General features: G+C 69.5%; 16 protein-coding genes. 13 read left to right on the top strand and 3 right to left on the bottom strand.

Going from position 1 to position 17,550, the window contains the following annotated elements; genetic code table 11:
• The first annotated feature begins 45 nt into the window (after nucleotides 1–45).
• From JN350_RS17240 to JN350_RS17215, 7 genes are read left to right on the top strand one after another with little or no spacing between them, the layout of a single operon-like run.
• Nucleotides 46–1,707 (top strand): ABC transporter substrate-binding protein, encoded by a 1,662-nt coding sequence (locus tag JN350_RS17240; RefSeq protein WP_205462958.1) that lies wholly within the window; start codon nucleotides 46–48, stop codon nucleotides 1,705–1,707.
• Complete coding sequence (locus JN350_RS17235; protein WP_205462957.1) at nucleotides 1,707–2,645, top strand: ABC transporter permease; 939 nt, start codon at nucleotides 1,707–1,709, stop codon at nucleotides 2,643–2,645. The genes JN350_RS17240 and JN350_RS17235 overlap by 1 nt, the downstream gene beginning before the upstream one ends.
• Entirely contained in the window at nucleotides 2,642–3,550 is a 909-nt protein-coding gene (locus JN350_RS17230; protein ID WP_205462956.1) for an ABC transporter permease, read from the top strand. The genes JN350_RS17235 and JN350_RS17230 overlap by 4 nt, the downstream gene beginning before the upstream one ends.
• Entirely contained in the window at nucleotides 3,547–4,626 is a 1,080-nt protein-coding gene (locus tag JN350_RS19900; RefSeq protein WP_240347401.1) for an ABC transporter ATP-binding protein, read from the top strand. The genes JN350_RS17230 and JN350_RS19900 overlap by 4 nt, the downstream gene beginning before the upstream one ends.
• On the top strand, nucleotides 4,611–5,264 hold the full coding sequence (locus JN350_RS19895) for an ATP-binding cassette domain-containing protein (RefSeq protein WP_240347754.1): 654 nt from the start codon (nucleotides 4,611–4,613) through the stop codon (nucleotides 5,262–5,264). The genes JN350_RS19900 and JN350_RS19895 overlap by 16 nt, the downstream gene beginning before the upstream one ends.
• A complete protein-coding gene (locus JN350_RS17220) occupies nucleotides 5,261–6,466 on the top strand; it encodes an acyl-CoA dehydrogenase family protein (protein ID WP_205462955.1) in 1,206 nt (401 codons plus the stop codon). The genes JN350_RS19895 and JN350_RS17220 overlap by 4 nt, the downstream gene beginning before the upstream one ends.
• 58 nt (nucleotides 6,467–6,524) lie before the next feature.
• On the top strand, nucleotides 6,525–7,151 hold the full coding sequence (locus JN350_RS17215; protein WP_205462954.1) for a pentapeptide repeat-containing protein: 627 nt from the start codon (nucleotides 6,525–6,527) through the stop codon (nucleotides 7,149–7,151).
• A 6-nt stretch (nucleotides 7,152–7,157) separates the two neighbouring features.
• Here the strand turns inward: JN350_RS17215 and JN350_RS17210 are convergent, their stop codons facing one another.
• Complete coding sequence (locus tag JN350_RS17210) at nucleotides 7,158–8,087, bottom strand: NADP-dependent oxidoreductase (RefSeq protein WP_205462953.1); 930 nt, start codon at nucleotides 8,085–8,087, stop codon at nucleotides 7,158–7,160.
• A 92-nt stretch (nucleotides 8,088–8,179) separates the two neighbouring features.
• Between JN350_RS17210 and JN350_RS17205 the strand changes: the two genes are divergently transcribed.
• A complete protein-coding gene (locus JN350_RS17205; protein ID WP_205462952.1) occupies nucleotides 8,180–8,686 on the top strand; it encodes a MarR family winged helix-turn-helix transcriptional regulator in 507 nt (168 codons plus the stop codon).
• On the top strand, nucleotides 8,683–8,931 hold the full coding sequence (locus JN350_RS17200) for a hypothetical protein (RefSeq protein WP_205462951.1): 249 nt from the start codon (nucleotides 8,683–8,685) through the stop codon (nucleotides 8,929–8,931). The genes JN350_RS17205 and JN350_RS17200 overlap by 4 nt, the downstream gene beginning before the upstream one ends.
• Nucleotides 8,932–8,935: 4 nt before the next feature.
• On the opposite strand, the gene JN350_RS17195 is transcribed toward JN350_RS17200, so the two are convergent.
• Entirely contained in the window at nucleotides 8,936–9,175 is a 240-nt protein-coding gene (locus JN350_RS17195) for a hypothetical protein (RefSeq protein WP_205462950.1), read from the bottom strand.
• Nucleotides 9,176–9,237: 62 nt separating this feature from the next.
• On the opposite strand from JN350_RS17195, the gene JN350_RS17190 reads away from it, so the two are divergent.
• From JN350_RS17190 to JN350_RS17175, 4 genes are all read left to right on the top strand, one after another.
• Nucleotides 9,238–10,698 (top strand): phosphotransferase, encoded by a 1,461-nt coding sequence (locus tag JN350_RS17190; RefSeq protein WP_205462949.1) that lies wholly within the window; start codon nucleotides 9,238–9,240, stop codon nucleotides 10,696–10,698.
• Nucleotides 10,699–10,942: 244 nt separating this feature from the next.
• Entirely contained in the window at nucleotides 10,943–13,348 is a 2,406-nt protein-coding gene (locus JN350_RS17185) for an autotransporter outer membrane beta-barrel domain-containing protein (RefSeq protein ID WP_205462948.1), read from the top strand.
• 68 nt (nucleotides 13,349–13,416) lie between these two features.
• Nucleotides 13,417–13,617 carry a hypothetical protein gene (locus JN350_RS17180; RefSeq protein ID WP_205462947.1) on the top strand — a complete coding sequence of 67 codons (201 nt, stop codon included), beginning with the start codon at nucleotides 13,417–13,419 and terminating at the stop codon, nucleotides 13,615–13,617.
• A gap of 807 nt (nucleotides 13,618–14,424) precedes the next feature.
• Nucleotides 14,425–16,440, top strand: coding sequence for a transglycosylase domain-containing protein (locus tag JN350_RS17175; RefSeq protein WP_205462946.1), 2,016 nt, complete (start codon nucleotides 14,425–14,427; stop codon nucleotides 16,438–16,440).
• Nucleotides 16,441–16,538: 98 nt separating this feature from the next.
• Here JN350_RS17175 and JN350_RS17170 read toward each other — a convergent pair whose 3' ends face one another.
• Complete coding sequence (locus JN350_RS17170) at nucleotides 16,539–17,549, bottom strand: ABC transporter substrate-binding protein (protein WP_205462945.1); 1,011 nt, start codon at nucleotides 17,547–17,549, stop codon at nucleotides 16,539–16,541.
• Nucleotide 17,550 lies beyond the last annotated feature (1 nt).

Raw genomic sequence — 17,550 nt, 5'->3', positions numbered from 1 at the left:
CCCGACGCTCGCGGCCGACGGACGCCGGCCGTACCGTCCTTCCCCATGGTTCGTCTCTCACTCCGACCGTTCGTGGTCGCGGCCTCGGTCGTCGCCGTCGTGACGCTGCTCGCCGGCTGCGCCGACGGGTCGACCGGCGCGGGCCGCGACCGGGGCCCGGTCCGCGGCGGCACGCTCGTGTACGCCACCGACCGCGAACCGACCTGCCTCGACCCGCACAACTCCGGGGACATGCCGCAGACCTACATCGCCAGGCAGTACCTGGACTCGCTCGTGTCGCTGCAGGAGGACGGCAGCGTGCAGCCGTGGCTCGCGTCCAGCTGGACGATCTCGGACAACGGCAGGCAGTACGACTTCACCCTGAAGCAGGGCGTGGAGTTCACCGACGGCACCCCGTTCGACGCCCAGGCCGTGGTGGACAACTTCACCCAGATCCTCGACCCGGCGACCCAGTCCTCGACCGATCTGCTGTACCTGACGGGGTACTTCGACAAGGCCACCGCGATCAGCGACCACGTCGTCCGGGTGTCCCTGGAGCGGCCGTACTCCCCGCTCCTCGCCGCGTTGTCGCAGGCGTTCTTCGGCATGGAGTCACCGAAGGCCATGGCACGGGGGCTCGCCGCCAACTGCGAGTCGCCGGTCGGGACGGGGCCGTTCAAGGTGGCGGAGTGGAACCACGAGCGGGACGTCGAACTCGTCCGGAACGGCGCGTACAACAGTGCTCCGGCGGACGCGAAGCACCAGGGACCCGCGTACCTGGACGGCATCACGTGGAAGTTCCTCAAGGACAACACCACCCGGTACGGCGCGCTCAGTTCGGGCGAGGCGGACGTGATCTTCAACGTGCCGCCGGAGAGCGAGGGCCTGGCGAAGTCGGACCCCTCGATCGAGCTGCGGTCGTTCGTGCACTCGGGGGCACCGTTCAGCCTCGACATCAACACGAAGAGCACGGTGTTCAGCGACGTCCGGGTGCGGAAGGCGTTCGTGCACGCGTCGGACGCGAAGGAAGCCGTGGAGAGCGCCTACAACGGCGTGTTCCCCTACGAGGGCAACAACGTCTCCTCGGGGACGCCGCACTACGACGCGGCGTACCACGAGCCCTTCCCCTACGACCCGGCCGAGGCGAAGCGGCTCCTCGACAAGGCCGGCTGGACCGGACGCGACGCGGACGGCTACCGGACGAAGGACGGCGAGACGCTGACGGTGAAGCTGCCGTACAACGCGGACTCCGCGGAGACCCCGCCGGCCGACGTCACGATCCTGCAGGACATCCAGGCGATGGAGAAGCGCGTCGGGGTCAAGGTCGTGCTGCATGCGCTCGACTCGTCGTCGATGAACGCGGTGTGGGGCAACCCGAAGGCGTACGACCTGCTCGGGAACTACTGGAACAGCCCGACCCCGCACGTCATGTACATCAAGTACTCGAAGGCGACCTATGACGTCGACAACGGACAGAACTCGGCGTTCGCGTACGACGACGAGCTCGACCGGCTGCTCGTCGCGGGCACGGCGACCACCGACCCGGCTGCGCAAGCGAAGTACTACGCCGCGGCCCAGGAGCGGCTGTCGTCGAAGGCCTGGACGCTGCCGCTCTACCCGATCCAGACCCGCCTCGGCATCTCCGAACGCGTCGGCGGCGTGTGGATCGAACCCAGCGAGGGCGAACCCGTCCTCTCCGACGCCTACCTGATCGACGGAGGCAAGTGATGGTCGTCCGAGTCACACGGCGCATCGTGGAGGCGGTGGTCCTGCTCCTCGCCGTCGGCACCATCGTGTTCTTCCTCGAACACGCGGTGCCCGGTGACCCGGCGGTCGCGATCCTCGGTGGTGCCGCTGCTCACCCCACGAAGGAAGCCATCGCCGCCGTCACGGAGCAGTACGGTTTCGACCGGCCGCTCATCGCGCAGTACGGCGACTTCCTCGGCGGGCTGTTCCGGCTCGACTTCGGGGAGTCCTACACCCTGAAGCAGTCCGTCACGACCGTCGTCGCGGGACAGATCGGCCCGACCCTGGCGCTGACGGTGTCCGCGCTCGTCATCGCGTGGTTGCTCTCCATCGCCTCGACGCTCCTCACTGCCGGACGTCCTGGAATCGTCGGACGCCTCGGCTCGGTCGTCGAGACCGTCGCCGCGGGGCTCCCGCAGTTCTGGCTCGGCCTCGTGCTGCTGCTCGTGTTTGCCGTGCAGCTGCACTGGTTCCCGGTGATCGGCTCCGGGGCGCTCGGCATCGTCCTGCCCGCCCTGACGCTGGCGATCCCGCTCGCCGGGTTCCTCGGGCAGGTCACCCGCGACGAGTTCGAGGACAAGCAGCAGCAGCCGTTCGTCCTCTCCGCCCGCAGCCGTGGTCTGTCCGACCGTGCGATCCGCGGGAAGTGCGTACTCCGGCACGCGGCGCTCCCCGGAGTCACGCTGTCCGGCTGGGGGCTCGGATCGTTGGTCTCGGGAGCCGTCATCGCCGAGGTCGTGTTCGCCCGCCAGGGCATCGGGCAGGTCCTGGTCACGGCCGTGAGCGCGCAGGACCTGCCGCTCGTCATCGGCATCACCTTCGTCGTGGCACTCGTCTACGTCGTGGCGAACATCCTCACCGACATCGCGTACGTCGTCATCGACCCACGACTGCGCCGCACGAGTGGAGCCGCAGCATGACCATCGCAACGATCGCACACAGCGAACCCCGTGCCCTGCAGCCCGACCCGGCACCAGCCGAGGCCGGCGTCCGCAAGGTGCGCAGAGCCTCCCATCCGTTGCGCCGCGTCTCGTTCTGGGTGGCCGCCGCCTTCATCGCGCTCGTCGCGATGGCGGCCCTCTGGCCGTCCCTGCTCGCACCACAGGACCCGCTCGCCATCGACCTGGGCAAGAGCTTCGACGCACCCAGCGCGCAGCACGTCTTCGGGACCGACCAGTCCGGCCGGGACGTCTACTCGCGTGTCGTGCACGGGGCCGGCCAGTCGGTCCTGATCGGGGTCGGCGCGACCGCGCTCGGCCTCGCCGGGGCCGTCCTCCTCGGCGTCCTCGGCGGACTCGGCGGCCGAGCGGTCGACGCCGTGGTGACGCGTGTTATCGAGGTGCTCTACGCGTTCCCGGGCATCCTGCTCGCGCTCATCCTGATCGCCGTCTTCGGGTCGAGCGCCGGGACACAGATCCTGGCCGTCGGCATCGCGACGATCCCGGGGTACGCCCGGATGGTGCGTGGGCAGGTGCTCGCGGTCCGCGGGGCCGCGTACGTGCAGGCCGAACGCGCGCTCGGGCACTCCTCGGCGCACGTGCTGTTCCGGACGCTGCTGCCCAACGCCTTCCGGCCGCTCACCGTGCTCGTCACGCTCGGCATCGGACAGGCGATCGTCTGGGCGTCCGCGCTCGGGTTCCTCGGCATGGGCGTGCAGCCGCCCGCCCCGGAGTGGGGCGCGATGCTCAACGCCGGCCGGAACTACCTGCAGCAGGCGTGGTGGCTCGATTTCTGGCCGGGCGTCGTGATCGTCCTGCTCGCGCTGTCACTGACCGCCGTCGGTCGCGCCCTGCAGACCCTGACCCAGCCTGGAGGCCCCCGGTGACCACCGCATCGCAGCTCACCTCCGCCACGGCGTCCGTCCCGTTCCGTGGTGGCGACGATCCCGTCGTCGACGTCCGGGGTCTCTCCGTCGCCTTCGGCGGCCGCACCGTCGTGCAGGACGTCTCCTTCACGCTCGAGGCCGGACGCTGCGTGGCGATCGTCGGTGAGTCCGGCTCCGGCAAGAGCGTCACGGCCCGGTCGCTGCTCGGGCTGAACGGTCCGACGTCGACGACCACGGCCTCGACGCTGTCGCTCGGCGGACGCGACCTGCGCGACCTGTCCGACAGCTCGTGGCGGAAGGTGCGCGGGAAGGAGGCCGGGTACGTGCTGCAGGACGCCCTCGTCTCGCTCGATCCGCTCCGGAAGGTCGGGGCGTCCGTCGCCGACGCGCTCCGGGTGCACGGCGTCGGACCGCGGGCGGAGCGCGAACGGCAGGTGCTCTCGCTGCTCGAGCGCGTCGGGATCCCGTCGCCGTCGTTGCGTGCGCGGCAGCTGCCCTCGGAACTGTCCGGCGGGCTCCGGCAGCGCGCGCTCATCGCCGCGGCGATCGCCCTCGACCCCGCGGTGCTCATCGCCGACGAGCCGACGACGGCGCTCGACACCACCGTGCAGGCGCAGATCCTCGCGCTCCTCGACGAGCTCCGTGCAGGCGGGACCGGGCTCGTGCTCATCAGCCACGACCTCGGCGTCGTCGAACGGCTCGCGGACGACGTCGTGGTGATGCAGCACGGTGTCGTCGTCGAGCAGGGGCCGGTCGGCGCCGTTCTCGGCGACCCGCAGGACCCGTACACGAAGCGGCTGCTCTCGGCGATCCCCGCAGCGCACGCGCCGGGCACACGGTTGTCCGACGCTCCCCGTGCCACCCTCGCGCCGCGGCCGGCCTCGCGGCCGGTGCCCGTCGCCGGATCGGTGGTGCTCTCCGTCTCGCACGTCAGCAAGCGCTACCGCGGCCCCGACCGGGTCGTCCGGACCGTGGTCGACGACGTGTCGTTCGACCTGCGCGCAGGGGAGACGCTCGGGATCGTGGGGAGTCCGGCTCCGGGAAGTCCACGACGGCTGCCATCGCCCTCGCGCTGACCCCGCCGTCCTCGGGCTCCGTCACGTTGGAGGGACGGCCCTGGTCGGCACTGTCGGAGCGTGCTCGTCGCGGTGATCGACCGCGGATCGCAACGGTGTCGCAGGACCCCCTGTCGTCGTTCGACCCGCGCCGCAGCGTGGGTGAGCTGATCCGTTCGGCGCTCACCGGGGCGCGAGCCGCCCGTGGCACACCCGAGGACGGTCGTTCCGACACCGCTCGCACGGAGGAGCTGCTCACCGGCGTCGGACTCGACCCGTCCATCGCCCGCCGGCACCCGTCGACGCTGTCCGGCGGACAGCGACAGCGCGTCGCCATCGCCCGCGCGCTCGCCACCGATCCCGACGTGCTCGTCCTCGACGAGGCCGTCAGCGCGCTCGACGTGTCCGTCCAGGCGCAGGTGCTCGACCTGCTCGCCGACATCCGACAGGAGTACGGAACCGCGGCGCTCTTCATCTCGCACGACCTCGGTGTGATCCACCACGTCAGCGATCGCGTGCTCGTGCTGTGCGACGGTCGTGTCGTCGAGGAGGGAACGGCCGACCAGGTGTTCCGCTCGCCGCGCGACCCGTACACGCAGGGGCTGCTCGACGCGATCCCGGGCGTCAGCGCCCACCGGAAGTTCCAGGAGGAATCATGACCACCACGACACTGCCCACCCCCACCTCCCTGCTGGAGCGCTTCGCGCCGGTGTTCGAGCGGATCGCGGCCGGGGCGGTGGAGCGCGAGCAGAGCCGTTCCCTGCCGCACGAACCGGTCAGGTGGCTGGCGGATTCGGGCTTCACAGCCGTGACGGTGCCGACGTCCTCCGGCGGCGCGGGTGCGTCGGCGACCGACCTCTTCGCGCTGCTCATCCGTCTCGCAGAGGCCGACTCGAACATCCCGCAGCTCCTCCGCGCGCACTTCGCGTTCGTCGAGGAACTGCTGCTCGAACCCGACGTCGTCCGCCGTGACGAGTGGTTCACCCGCATCGCCGCGGGCGAGGTCTTCGGCAACGCCAGCCACGAGCGCTCGACTGCCGCGGTCGGATCCCTGTCGACGCACATCGTGCCCGACGGCGACGGCTGGCGCCTGCACGGTGAGAAGCACTACAGCACCGGCACGATCTTCGCCGACTGGACGACCGTCTCCGCGCGCACACCGGACGGGCACACCGTCGGGGTCACCGTGCGGGTCGACGACCCCGGTGTGGAGGTCCGCGACGACTGGAACGGCTTCGGGCAGCGGCTGACCGGCAGCGGCACGACGAAGTTCGACGGCGTCCGCGTGGAGCTCTGGCAACTCCGACCCGAGCGTGCGGAGCGGCGAACCGTGCTGCCGGCGTTCCTGCAGACCGTGCTGCTGGCGTCGCTCGCCGGGGTCGGCGCCGCGGCCGCCCGCGACGCCGCTTCGTTCGTACGGTCACGGACCCGGCACTACCAGCACGGAGTCGGGGCGACCGCGGCCACGGACCCGCTCGTGCAGTCCGTCGTCGGCCGCGTCGCATCGGACGCGATCGCCGCCGAGGCCCTCGTCCTGGACGCCGCCGCGGCCATCGACGCTGCGCACGGCGCGATCGAGTCCGGTGATGACGGAGCCGACGCGCTGATCGATGCGGCCGAACTGCGGACGATCGCCCTCCAGGGAGTGGTGGTCGAGATCGTGCTCCGGGCGGCGACCACGCTCTTCGAGGTCGGCGGGGCCAGCGCCACCGACCGGGACAAATCCCTCGATCGGCACTGGCGGAACGCCCGGACCCTGTCGTCGCACAACCCGGTGGTGTTCCAGCAACGGGTGATCGGCGACCACCTGATCAACGGTTCCCCGCTGACCTACTTCTGGGCCACGGGCGAGACCGGGTGATCACGTCGACCGGCGACCGCTCGGTGCTCCGCGCTGCCTGCGGTGACTGCTCCGTCCTGTGCTGCACCGCCTCCGCGGGGGCACCACCACCGATTGCTTCGACGGCACGAGTTCGGTCGACCGGCCGGACTCGAAGCCGCAGGTGTTCCGGGCCTTCGCCGTCGCCCGGCAGCTCCACGAGGTGCTCTGGTACCTGGCTGAGACGGTGTCCCGCTCGACGACTCTGGGGTCGGCAGAATCACCGACCGCGCTCCGGCACCGTGTCCAGCAGATCCTCGACGGCGAGCTGTCCGGCCTCCTCGCGGTGGACGTCGAGTCGCTCCGGTCCGAGGTCCGTTCCGTCCTGGTCGACGTCAGTGCCGAGGCTCGGGGCGGGTACCCCGCCGCCGGCGAGGCGGCCGGCGACCTGCACCCGTCGGCTGACCTGGCCGGCAGCGACCTGCGATCTCGCGTCCTGGTCGGCGCCGATCTCCGCGGTGCCGTCCTGATTGCCGCGGACCTGCGGGGATGCGACCCGTCGGGTGTCGACCTGCTCGGCGCGGACCTGCGCGATGCCCGGCTCAGGGGAGCGGACCTGTCGAACGCACTGTTCCTGACCCAACCCCAGGTGAACGCTGCGCAGGGCGATGCGTCCACGGTGCTGCCCGACGACCTCGACCGTCCAGGACACTGGTCGCTCCAGTGATCCGGGTCAGGGCAGGATGATGACCTTGCCGGCGATCCGACCGGCTGCGCCCTCGGCGTGCAGTGCGGGCAGCTCGGCGAGCGGGATGCGTCGCGTGACCTCGACCGTCAGGGCACCGTCGTCGACCAGCGCGACGAGCTCCGTCAGGCGTTCGCGGTTCGGCAGGACGAACACGGTCGCTGCACGAACGCCTCGGGACTCGTCACCCGGCGTGGCCATGAACGCCGTCGTGCTCACGACGACTCCGCCGTCACGGACCGCCGCCACATCCGCCGCGAACTGCTCGGGCTCGATCGGCGCCAGGTTGAGCAGCACGTCGACCTGACCGTCGAGGGCGTCGAGCAGGTCGGTGTCGGTGTGGTCGATGACCTGGTCGGCACCGGCCGCGCGCACGGCGTCGGCACTGCGTGGGCTGGCGGTCGCGATGACGTGTGCTCCGGCGCGCTTGGCGAGCTGGACGGCGTACTTGCCGACGACCCCGCCGGCACCCACGACGAGCAGGCGCTGCCCGGCGGTGAGCCGGCCGTCGTCGAACAGGGCCTGCCAGGCCGTCAGTGCGACGGACGGCAGCGCGGCCGCGTCGGCCAGCGGGATGCTCGTCGGTGCTGCGACCACGGCGTCCGCCGGTGCGATGACGTACTCGGCTGCGCCGCCGTCGCGCTCCATCGGCAGGAACGCGATGACCGCGTCGCCCACGCTCAGACCGGTCACGCCCTCGCCGATCGCGTCGACCGTGCCGGAGACGTCGTAGCCGGGGACGTGCGGGAGCTGGATCGGGATCGGCAGGAAGCCGGCCCGCATGCCGTTGTCTGCGGCGTTGTACGCGGACGCCGCGACGCGCAGTCGCACCTGACCGGCTGCCGGGGTCGGCTGCTCGACCTCGCCGTACTGGAGGATCTCGGGTCCGCCGACTTCGTGGAACTGCACTGCCTTCATGGTGATGCCCTCTCCTGTTTGCTTCGAATTCGAAGCGCTTGCCCGAGACGCTAGCACTGCTTCGAACTCGAAGCAACAGGTACGATGGTCACATGAGCGACACCCCCACCGCGCTGACCCCGACGCAGCTCGGCGCCTACTTCGCGCTGACCGAGGTGAGTGCGCTCCTGCGCCCCGCGGTCGAGAAGCAGCTCCGCGACGTCGGCGGGTTGAGCTACGTGCAGTTCCAGCTCCTGGCGCGGCTGGGGGATACTCCGGACGGGCACCTGCGTATGACGGACCTGGCCGACGGTGTCGTCTACAGCCGCAGCGGGCTGACCTACCAGGCGCAACTACTCGAACAGCGCGGCCTCGTCACGAGGTCCCCATCGCCGAACGACGAACGCAGCACCGTCGTCGCGATCACCGACGCGGGGCGCGAAGTCCTCGCCGACGTGTTCCCCGGCCACATCGGCACCGTGCACGGACTCCTGTTCGCACCGATCACGGACGACGACGCGAGTGACCTCGCCCGGATCCTCGGACGCATCGGCGAACACCTGCGAGCGAACCCACCGCGGTCGGCGTCGCGACGATCCGTGAAGGGGGCGTCCGCGTGACCGTCGGAGCGCGCACCGCTCGGTGGATCATCGTCGGCTCGGTCGTCTTCGGACTGGCGCTGACCGTCTACGCGACGTCCTACTGGCTGTTCCCGACGTCGTTCCAACTCCGGGAGCGGTTGCCCGACGGATCGATCAACCCGCGCGCATGGGCCGACCTGCTCGTCTCGTACGTCCTCGCGCTCGGCTGCTTCGCGGTCGCCGGATGGGTGGGCGTGCAGCGGCTCCGCACCCGCCGCCGCTGAGGAGTCAGCTGCGCGTGCGTGACCGTCGCCGCGACACGGTGTCGACGACGATCGTGGCGACCCCGAGTGCGATCCCGATCAGACCGAGCAGGTAGCCGAACAGCATCAGGATGCCGCCGCCGATGTTCGCACCGCCCCCGGTGTCGTTCGCGAGCGACCACCCACCGATCCCGACCGACAGGAAAGCACCCAACAGGAACACCGTGCACATCACGTGCAGGACCCGCGTGCTCTGGGCGGTCATGGCGACTCGCTTCCGTGGGTGGACCGGTACCGGATGGTAGCGCGACCTGCGAGGGTGGACCGATGACGCTCGAGATGCTCTGGGAACGAGCTGATCCCACCGAGGTGCTGCGGAGCCGTTTCGGGTTCACGGACGCCGCCGCTGCCGAGGACTGGGTCATCCGGACGCTCGAGCGGTGGTGGAACGTGCACGTCGTCGTGTGCGAGCGCATCGTGATGAGCGACCACAACGCGCTCGCCTGGGTCTCGACCGCTGACGGCCGGATGCTCCTGAAGTGGTCCATCGCACCGGAGGGGTTCGAGCGCTTGGCGTTCGCGGCGGACCTCACGACGTGGCTCGCGGAGCGCGGCCTGCCCGTCTCGGCCCCGGTGCCGACGCTCGACGGACGGGTACAGGTCGAGGACGACGGGGTCTCGATGGGGCTCCAGTACGTCATCGGCGGAACGCTGCTGGACGTTCGTGATCCGGCACAGGCCCACGCAGCCGGCGCGACGCTGGCCCGCTTCCATGACGCCCTGCGCGACAGCCCCGATCGGGCGCGCGCGGCCGGCGTGCGCCCGCCGCCGACCCCGCTCGTGCAGCAGGTCGAGGACTGGCTCGACGGTGCGACGACGCACGTGCCGGACCGTGCCCGGGTGGCGCTGCGACGGTTGCTGACGGCCGCGCCGTCCGACGACCTGCCGGTCCAGATCGTGCACGGGGACTACCGGGCGGCGAACGTCCTGTGCGCTGACGCGGACGTCGTCGCCGTCATCGACTTCGAGGACCTGCGCCGCGACCACCGCATCGTCGAACTGGCGCGGTCGGCCGTCCTGCTCGGGACGCTCTTCCACGACTGGGGCCCGGTCCCCGCGGCCGTCCACCGGCAGCTGCTCGACGGCTACCGCTCGGTGAGCGCGCTCACCGCCGACGAGCTCGCTTGGTGGGATGCGCTCGTGCTGTGGAACACGATGCTGTTCGTCCCGCCGGGGGATGACCCCACCGGGTGGGGCGCTGCCGCCGGGGCGCTCGCCGGTGAGCGGACGACGCCCTGCACGGCGTCTGTCACGAGCGCAGCGATCCCGCACGGGTGGCAGAGTGGCGTGATGGGGAGCATCCGGAACATCGCGGTCGGGCTGCTGGTCAAGGACGATCACGTGCTGATGTCCGAGTCGTTCGACGGCGTGCGGGACCTCCGCTTCCACCGTGCCGTTGGCGGCGGCATCGAGTTCGGCGAGACCGCGGTCCAGGCGCTCCGGCGGGAGTTCCGCGAAGAGCTCGACGTCGCCCTCGACGAGGTCCGGCTGCTCGGTGTCCTCGAGAACCTGTTCGAGTACGAGGGGCAGCCCGGACACGAGTACGTCCACGTGTTCGCCGTCCGGTCGGCCGACCTGGACGCGGTGCCGCTCGACGCCGAACTCGTGGTGCTGGACGAGGGCAGCCCGGTGCGCTGGGTACCCGTCGACACGGACGTCCCGGTGTTCCCGGACGGCGTGCTCGACCTGCTCGCGGACACTCACCCGATGGACTCCTCGGTCAGCTGATGCGGCTAGGTCGGCGCCTGACGCCGACCTTCACCAGGACTCACCCGGAAGCTGCCTCTCGCGATCGAAGATCACGTCGGCATAACCCTTGTCTGAGCATCCATTAAGACCGATCCGGAACGACCCGCTCTGACCGGGGCTTTTGCGTTCTACCCCCGTACGGGGGCCGGGTACAGACACTCAGCTTCCTCATATGCTGCGGACGCTGACAGCAACACGTGCTGTCGATCATCTAGGGGGTTTCGTGCGCACACTGCTGCACGCTCCGCGCACGAGGAAGCACAGCATCGCTGCTGCTGCACTCGGCGCGCTCGCACTTGTCGGATCACTCCTCGTCGCCATACCGGCGCAGGCAATCAACGACACCGGCACCGGTGGCGTGTTCGTGCCCGCGTCCGGCCGTGTCCTGGACACCAAGGCTGGTACCGGCGGCTTCAGCACTCCGATGGAGGCGGGCAAATACCGGACCATCAAGATCGCCGGCGTTGCCGGGATCCCCGACGACGGCACCATCGGCGCCGTTTCGTTGAACGCGACCGTCAGTGGCACCCCGTCGGCGGGCACGCTGTTCGGCCGGCCGGATGCCGACACGTCGCGCACGACGATGCTGATCTACAACGCCAACGCGGGGGAGTACGTCTCCAACACCGCGATCGTCGCGGTGAGTGCTGCTGGCACCATCCAGGTTTCGACCGAGACGGCCGCACGATTGATCCTCGACGTGCAGGGGTACTACACCGCCAACACTGACGGCACCGACGCCGGCGGGTTCGTCCCCGTGGCGGGCAAGCGCATCGTCGACACCCGTTCCGGGCTCGGTGCCGCGAAGGCGCTCCTGGCACCGGGGAAGAGCGTCGACATCCAGGTCACCGGCGCCAACGGCGTTCCGTCCGGCGCGTCCGGCGCGGTCGTGAACCTCCTGCCGATCAACTCCACTGCCTCCGATGGCTACCTCACCCCGTACGCGACCGGGACCACGCGTCCCGACAACGCCCTGCACTACGCCCCGTCGGTGAACACGTCGATCCAGGCGCAGGTGCAGCTGTCCTCGAGCGGGAAGATGACGATCTACAACGGCTCGTCGACCATCAACCTCGTCATCGACCTGCAGGGGTACTTCACCGCCGGCGGCACCACTGGCGCGACCTTCACTCCCGGTGTTGGGCGGGTCTTCGACTCCCGCGCGACGGGGAACACGATCCTCGCGAAGAACGAGACCCGCGCAATTTCGGTCGCCGGCCAGGCTGGTGTCCCGGTCATGGGCTCCGGCATCACCGCGGTCGTCCTGACGCTGACCGCCTCGCACGGCGGCAGCGACGGCCGCGCATCCGTGTGGGCCAACGGGACCACGCAGCCGGACACGACCTCGATCAACTTCCAGACCGACGAGATCCGCACCAACACCGTCACCGTCGCCCTCGGCGCGAACGGCAAAATCAACCTCAACAACGTCGCCGAGGCAACGAACTACGTCATCGACGTGCAGGGCTGGTACAGCACGCCGAACGTGCCGATTATTAGCTGCCCGGCGCCTTACGCCGCCGACGCGACGGTCGCAACGATTCCGGCGAACGACATCAAGTGCACGGCGAAGGTGGCCGCGGCTGCCAGCTCGGATCAGGTACTCGCGGTCTCCATCGACGGTGGGGCCGCGGTCAACACGGCTGCTGCTTCCACCGCTGCGACCATGGCAGCCGCGACCGTTCCTGCCACCGCAGGTGCGCACACCATCGACGCAGCCCTTCTTGCAGGTGATGGCACAGTCCTGAACGCCAGCACCTACAGCTTCTTCCTCGGCGGCGCTTGGAACAACGCGGTGCTGGATCCGTCGACGGCATCCGGAGCCGAGGTGTACGACGAGGGATATTTGCAGGTCAGCCCGCACGGCGAGGCGTTCCCGTCCGACGTGCAGCAGCGCCTCACTATCTCGTCGTCCGCGGATCCCGACGCTGCACCGCTGTACCAGTCTGGTTGGGACACCGACGCGTCGCCCATCCCCGCAGGACTCCTCGTCGACGGCCAGACCTACTTCTGGCACTCCGACGTCACTGGTACGACCAACGCAACCGGGGCCACGATCACCCGGACCAGTCCGATGTACTCCTTCATTGCGTCTCCCGACAAGGTCGACTCCGCCTGTGCAAGCGCGCTGTACGGGCTCGCACAAGAGCAGTCTGCTGTTCCGACCGCGCAGGAATACATCGACAACTGCACTGTGACATCGGACTCGGAAAGCCCGACGTACCTGTCGTCCGACGAGTCCTCCACGCAGTCCACCGTGAAGACGCAGATGAAAGCCGCCGGCACCGTTCGCACGAAGACGCTGTGGAGTGGCGCGCCGGGCGGGTCGTACTACATTGAGCACCGCGCCAAGTTCTTCTACGACGGTGCAAATGCGTGGTCGACCACCAAGATGCGGGGCAAGGTCGGCTGGCACCAGTGCGGGAAGAACGGCAGCTGGGTTGTCTGGCCGGCAAGCACGAAGGTCACCGCGTGCGGCGACTACCGCACCAAGGGCAACGACTACTCCTACATGTCCTGGAGCTTCAACATCGGCTACAAGGGCAAGGGCATCACGACCAACCACACCATCCACATCCACGTGCGACCCAGCGGCGAAGCGCTCTACGGGAACGGAATCACCGGATGACCCAGATCAGCTCGAGGCCGAAGCGTCGACCGCGGTTCGCGGCAGGGACGACGTCGAAGATCGCCTTCGTGGTCATCGTCCTGCTCACCATCGCGAGCAGCGGCCTGCTCTTCGCACCGACAATCGTGTCGGCAACGGCTCTGCTGACAACGTTCCGCAAGCACGGGTGGATTCGATGGGCCTGCCTTGGGCTCGGCATCCTGCTGACCGTCTACCAACTGCTCACACTGTTCGTCACACCGCCGGTTCTCGGCGGCGAGGTCCACTAACTCGACCATCCACTGCCCCTGACTTGTCCGTCCTTGCGGCGAGTCAGGGGCAGTTGCCTTTCAACGAAGGCACGACACCGACGTGCTCCCACAGCCGCCGGACACTGTCCGAGACCGTCGTTGTCGCAAGGGGCCCCGCCGGTACTCATGGCCAAACTCGGCCTAGTGGACGGTTCGTGGCGCGGCCGGATTCCTCTGTGCGCTGTCGTACATCCCTACGGTTGCGAGACGTCGCGTCGGTAGCACGGCCGCGGCGTCCCCGACTCGTGGAATCCTGGGGCGCGGCGGTTCTCACAACCATGTCTCGCAAGGGTCACCGGTGATGGCGTCATCACAGTGGCTTGCGAGACAAGCGCGTCGACGTAGACCGGAGCTCGCTCGCCTGAGCGTCCGGCAGCGACGACCGACCTTTCGATCGAGGTGCACCGGGGCTGTTGTCTCCCGTACGGCATTCGGGCGCTCGTCCGGAGCTCGGCGGACATCCGCCCGACCGCGAGTCGCGCACCACTCTGCAGCTGGTCACGAGGAATGGTCGCGGGATTCCCAGCGGCGAGACGCGCAGGAGCGAGCGCTCTCGGAGCCGCCCGTCATCGTCCTGGAGGCCGAGATCGCCCCCACTCACGTCACGATCCCGTCACGACGGGCGCTTTCCCAGCGGACACGGCGGTGTTCCGCGGCGAAGTCCCGGCGACCGCCCGAGATCGGCTGGGACGCTCCCGAACGACCGCACCAGATCGTTGCGGTGATGCACCACGGGGGATCCAGAGCGATGACGATGAGACGTGCAGGGGAGCCGCGCTCGGCTTCGTGGGCGGCAGTGTGCTCGCCGGGTTGATGGTCGGGGTCGGCGTGACGCCGATGATCGCGGTCGCCGGCGTGAGCACGACGTCGGCGATCGGGGTGTTCGAGTCGCTGCCGGAGCACATCGAGATCGGCGACCTGCCGCAGCGCAACCAGGTCTGGGCGTACCGCGGTGGCGAACCGGTGCACCTGGCGAACGTGTGGGCGCAGGACCGGCAGGAGCTGTCGTTCGACCAGATCAGCAACCAGCTGAAGCACGCTGCGGTCGACGGCGAGGACAAGCGGTTCTACGAGACCGGTGGTGTGGACGCGACGTCGATGGTCCGCTCCCTGGTGAGCGTCGCCGCGTCGCAGGGCGAGGGCGGATCGGGTGGCTCGACGCTCACGATGCAGCTCGTGCGCAACATCAAGATCCAGCGGGCGAGCGAGCTGCCGACGCTCGCGGAGCAGAAGGCCGGCTACAAGGAGGCGACGAAGCGGTCGCCCCAGCGGAAGCTCGCCGAGATGAAGCTCGCGATCGGCCTGGCGAAGAAGTACACCAAGGAGCAGATCCTGACGGCGTACCTGAACATCGCCTACTTCGGCGACCAGACCTACGGCGTGCAGTCGGCCGCGCAGCACTACTACGGCAAGTCCGCCACCGACCTGACCCCGGCCGAGGCGGCGTCGCTCATCGCGATCGTGCAGTGGCCGGAGCGCCGCGACCTGTCCACGCCGGACCACTACCGCGACAACGCCGCACGGCGGAACGTGATCCTCCGTTCGATGCACGAGCAGGGGCACCTGACGACCGACGAGTACCGCACGGCACGGCTGTCGCGGCTGGCCGACTACGTCCGGATCACCGCGCCGCAGCAGGGGTGCGAGGCCGTCGAGACCGGGGCGGAGTTCTTCTGCGACTACGCCGAGCGCGTCGCCGCACGGCTGCCGCAGCTCGGCGCGACGAAGCAGCAGCGCGCCGATGCCTGGCGGACGGGTGGGTACCGCATCCAGACGACGCTCGACCTCGACCTGAACGCGAAGCAGAAGGAACTGCTCGACCGGTACGACCCGAAGACCGAGACTCGTCTCGCGTTGGGCGCGACGCTGAACACCGTCGAGGCGGGCACCGGCCGGGTGCTCACGATGGCGCAGAACACCGACTACGACCGGTCGGAGCAGGCGCCACCGACGGCGACGTCGCTGAACTACGCCGTCGACCAGGCCGACGGAGATTCGACGGGCTTCCAGACCGGCTCGACGTACAAGATGTTCACGCTGCTGGCGTGGCTCGAGGCCGGCCGCAGCCCGGACACAGTCGTGAACGGAACCCCGCACCCGCAGAGCACGTGGACGGCGTGCGGCGAGCAGACGACGGCCTTCTGGCAGCCGAAGAACGACTCGCCGGGCCAGAAGGGGCCGTACTCGGTGCGCTCCGCCACGGCCCAGTCCGTGAACGCCGCCTACCAGTCGATGGCCGCGCAGCTCGACCTGTGCGACATCCGCGACGTCGCGAAGCGCCTCGGTGTGCACCTGGCCGCCGGCGGTGAGCTGCCGTGGAACCCAGCGTCGCTGCTCGGCACCGAGAGCATCGCGCCGCTGACGATGGCGGCGGCGTACGCGGGCGTCGCGAACGGCGGTCGGTACTGCGCGCCGGTCGTGATCGACCAGGTGATCGCACCGGACGGCACGGATTTCGGCGGGCAGCCGCGCACCTGCTCGCAGGCCGTCTCGCCGCAGACCGCGGCGACCGCGTTCGAGGTCATGCAGGGCGCCTTCCGGGGCGGTACGGCGAGCGGCGGCCAGACCCCGGACGGCACCACGCTGTTCGGCAAGACCGGGACGGCCGACGCCGCCGACCAGGTGTGGTTGGTCGGCGGGAGCTCGCGCGCGGTGACCGCGTACTGGCAGGGCAACACCGACGGCGGGAAGCACAACCTGCGGTACTACTCGAACGGTCAGGGCGGCACCTACGCGGGGTCCCGCGCAGCGGTCTGGCGCGAAGCGCAGACCGCTGTGAACGCCGCCTTGCCGGTGGGCTGACGACAGCAGCGGGTCACGTGCACGAGACGCGACACCGAACAGACGGGAGGCCCGTTGCCAGCTGGCAACGGGCCTCCCGTCTGATCGTCGGTTGCGTTCTAGGACAGCTTCTTGCTGTCCTCGAGCCAGCCCGCGAGCTGCTTCATGTAGTCGGCCTGCGAGGCGTAGTCGAGCGCCGGGAAGGTCCAGCTGTGGACCTGGCCGGCCTCGAGCGCTGCGTTGTCGGCGAAGGTCGGCTGCTTCTCGAGGTCCGCGACCTGGTAGCCCTGCTGCGACAGCAGCAGCACGTCACCGGTGATCTGGCCCGCGTTCTCCCACGAGTAGATGCCCCAGTAGAAGCCCTTCGGCTTCGGGGTCACGAAGTCGACCCCGAAGGACGAGTACATCTGCAGCAGCGGCTCGTCGGTCGGACGGGTGACGTAGGCGCCGTCGCCGTCGGCGTACATGGAGACGACCGACAGGTCCTTCTCCTTCGCGACCTTCTCGAGCTCGTCGCCGGCGGTGTCGAAGCGCTTCTCGGCGGCCTCGATCGTCGACTCCTTCGCGCCGAGCGACTCGGACAGATCGGCGATCTTCTCGATGACGTCCTCGCCCTTGCCGCCCCACTTGACCTGGACGACGGGCGCGATGGCCTCGATCTGCTTCTCCTGCTCGTTGTCCTTGAAGCCGTAGCCGGGCTGCGTGTCGTCGAGCGTGCCCTTGGCGTCGGTCGGGTACACCGAGGTCACGACGAGGTCGGGCTTCAGCGCTGCGAGCTTCTCGAGGTCGATGTCGCCGTACCCGGTGCCGAGCTGCGTGATGCCGTCGGTGTCCAGGTCGTCGAACCGGGCGTCCTTCGCCATGGTCAGCTGGCCGAAGGTGCCGACCGGCTTCAGGCCGTACTCGATGAACGAGATCGCGATGTCGTTCAGCACGACGACGCGCTTCGGCGTGTGGTCGACCTTGACGGTCGTGCCGGTGGCGTCCTCGTAGGACCAGGCCTTCGACGCCGAGGTGTCACCGTCGGAGTCGTTCGAGTCGGTGCTCGAGCAGCCGGCGAGGAGGAGGGCCGAGACGGCCACGGAGGTCAGGAGGGTGGCTCGGAGGGAGCCGCGTCGGGAGAGCTTCACG

It is taken from the genome of Curtobacterium sp. 24E2 (genome assembly GCF_016925595.1).
Taxonomy (GTDB): Bacteria; Actinomycetota; Actinomycetes; order Actinomycetales; family Microbacteriaceae; genus Curtobacterium.
This window is presented reverse-complemented; position numbering and strand designations above follow the sequence as displayed.

What these genes read in the sequence shown, in the direction of transcription:
- JN350_RS17240 (WP_205462958.1), top strand. Translation starts at nt 46, where the DNA reads ATGGTTCGTCTCTCACTCCGACCGTTCGTGGTCGCGGCCTCGGTCGTC.
- JN350_RS17235 (WP_205462957.1), top strand. Translation starts at nt 1,707, where the DNA reads ATGGTCGTCCGAGTCACACGGCGCATCGTGGAGGCGGTGGTCCTGCTC.
- JN350_RS17230 (WP_205462956.1), top strand. Translation starts at nt 2,642, where the DNA reads ATGACCATCGCAACGATCGCACACAGCGAACCCCGTGCCCTGCAGCCC.
- JN350_RS17220 (WP_205462955.1), top strand. Translation starts at nt 5,261, where the DNA reads ATGACCACCACGACACTGCCCACCCCCACCTCCCTGCTGGAGCGCTTC.
- JN350_RS17210 (WP_205462953.1), bottom strand. Translation starts at nt 8,087, where the DNA reads ATGAAGGCAGTGCAGTTCCACGAAGTCGGCGGACCCGAGATCCTCCAG.
- JN350_RS17205 (WP_205462952.1), top strand. Translation starts at nt 8,180, where the DNA reads ATGAGCGACACCCCCACCGCGCTGACCCCGACGCAGCTCGGCGCCTAC.
- JN350_RS17195 (WP_205462950.1), bottom strand. Translation starts at nt 9,175, where the DNA reads ATGACCGCCCAGAGCACGCGGGTCCTGCACGTGATGTGCACGGTGTTC.
- JN350_RS17190 (WP_205462949.1), top strand. Translation starts at nt 9,238, where the DNA reads ATGACGCTCGAGATGCTCTGGGAACGAGCTGATCCCACCGAGGTGCTG.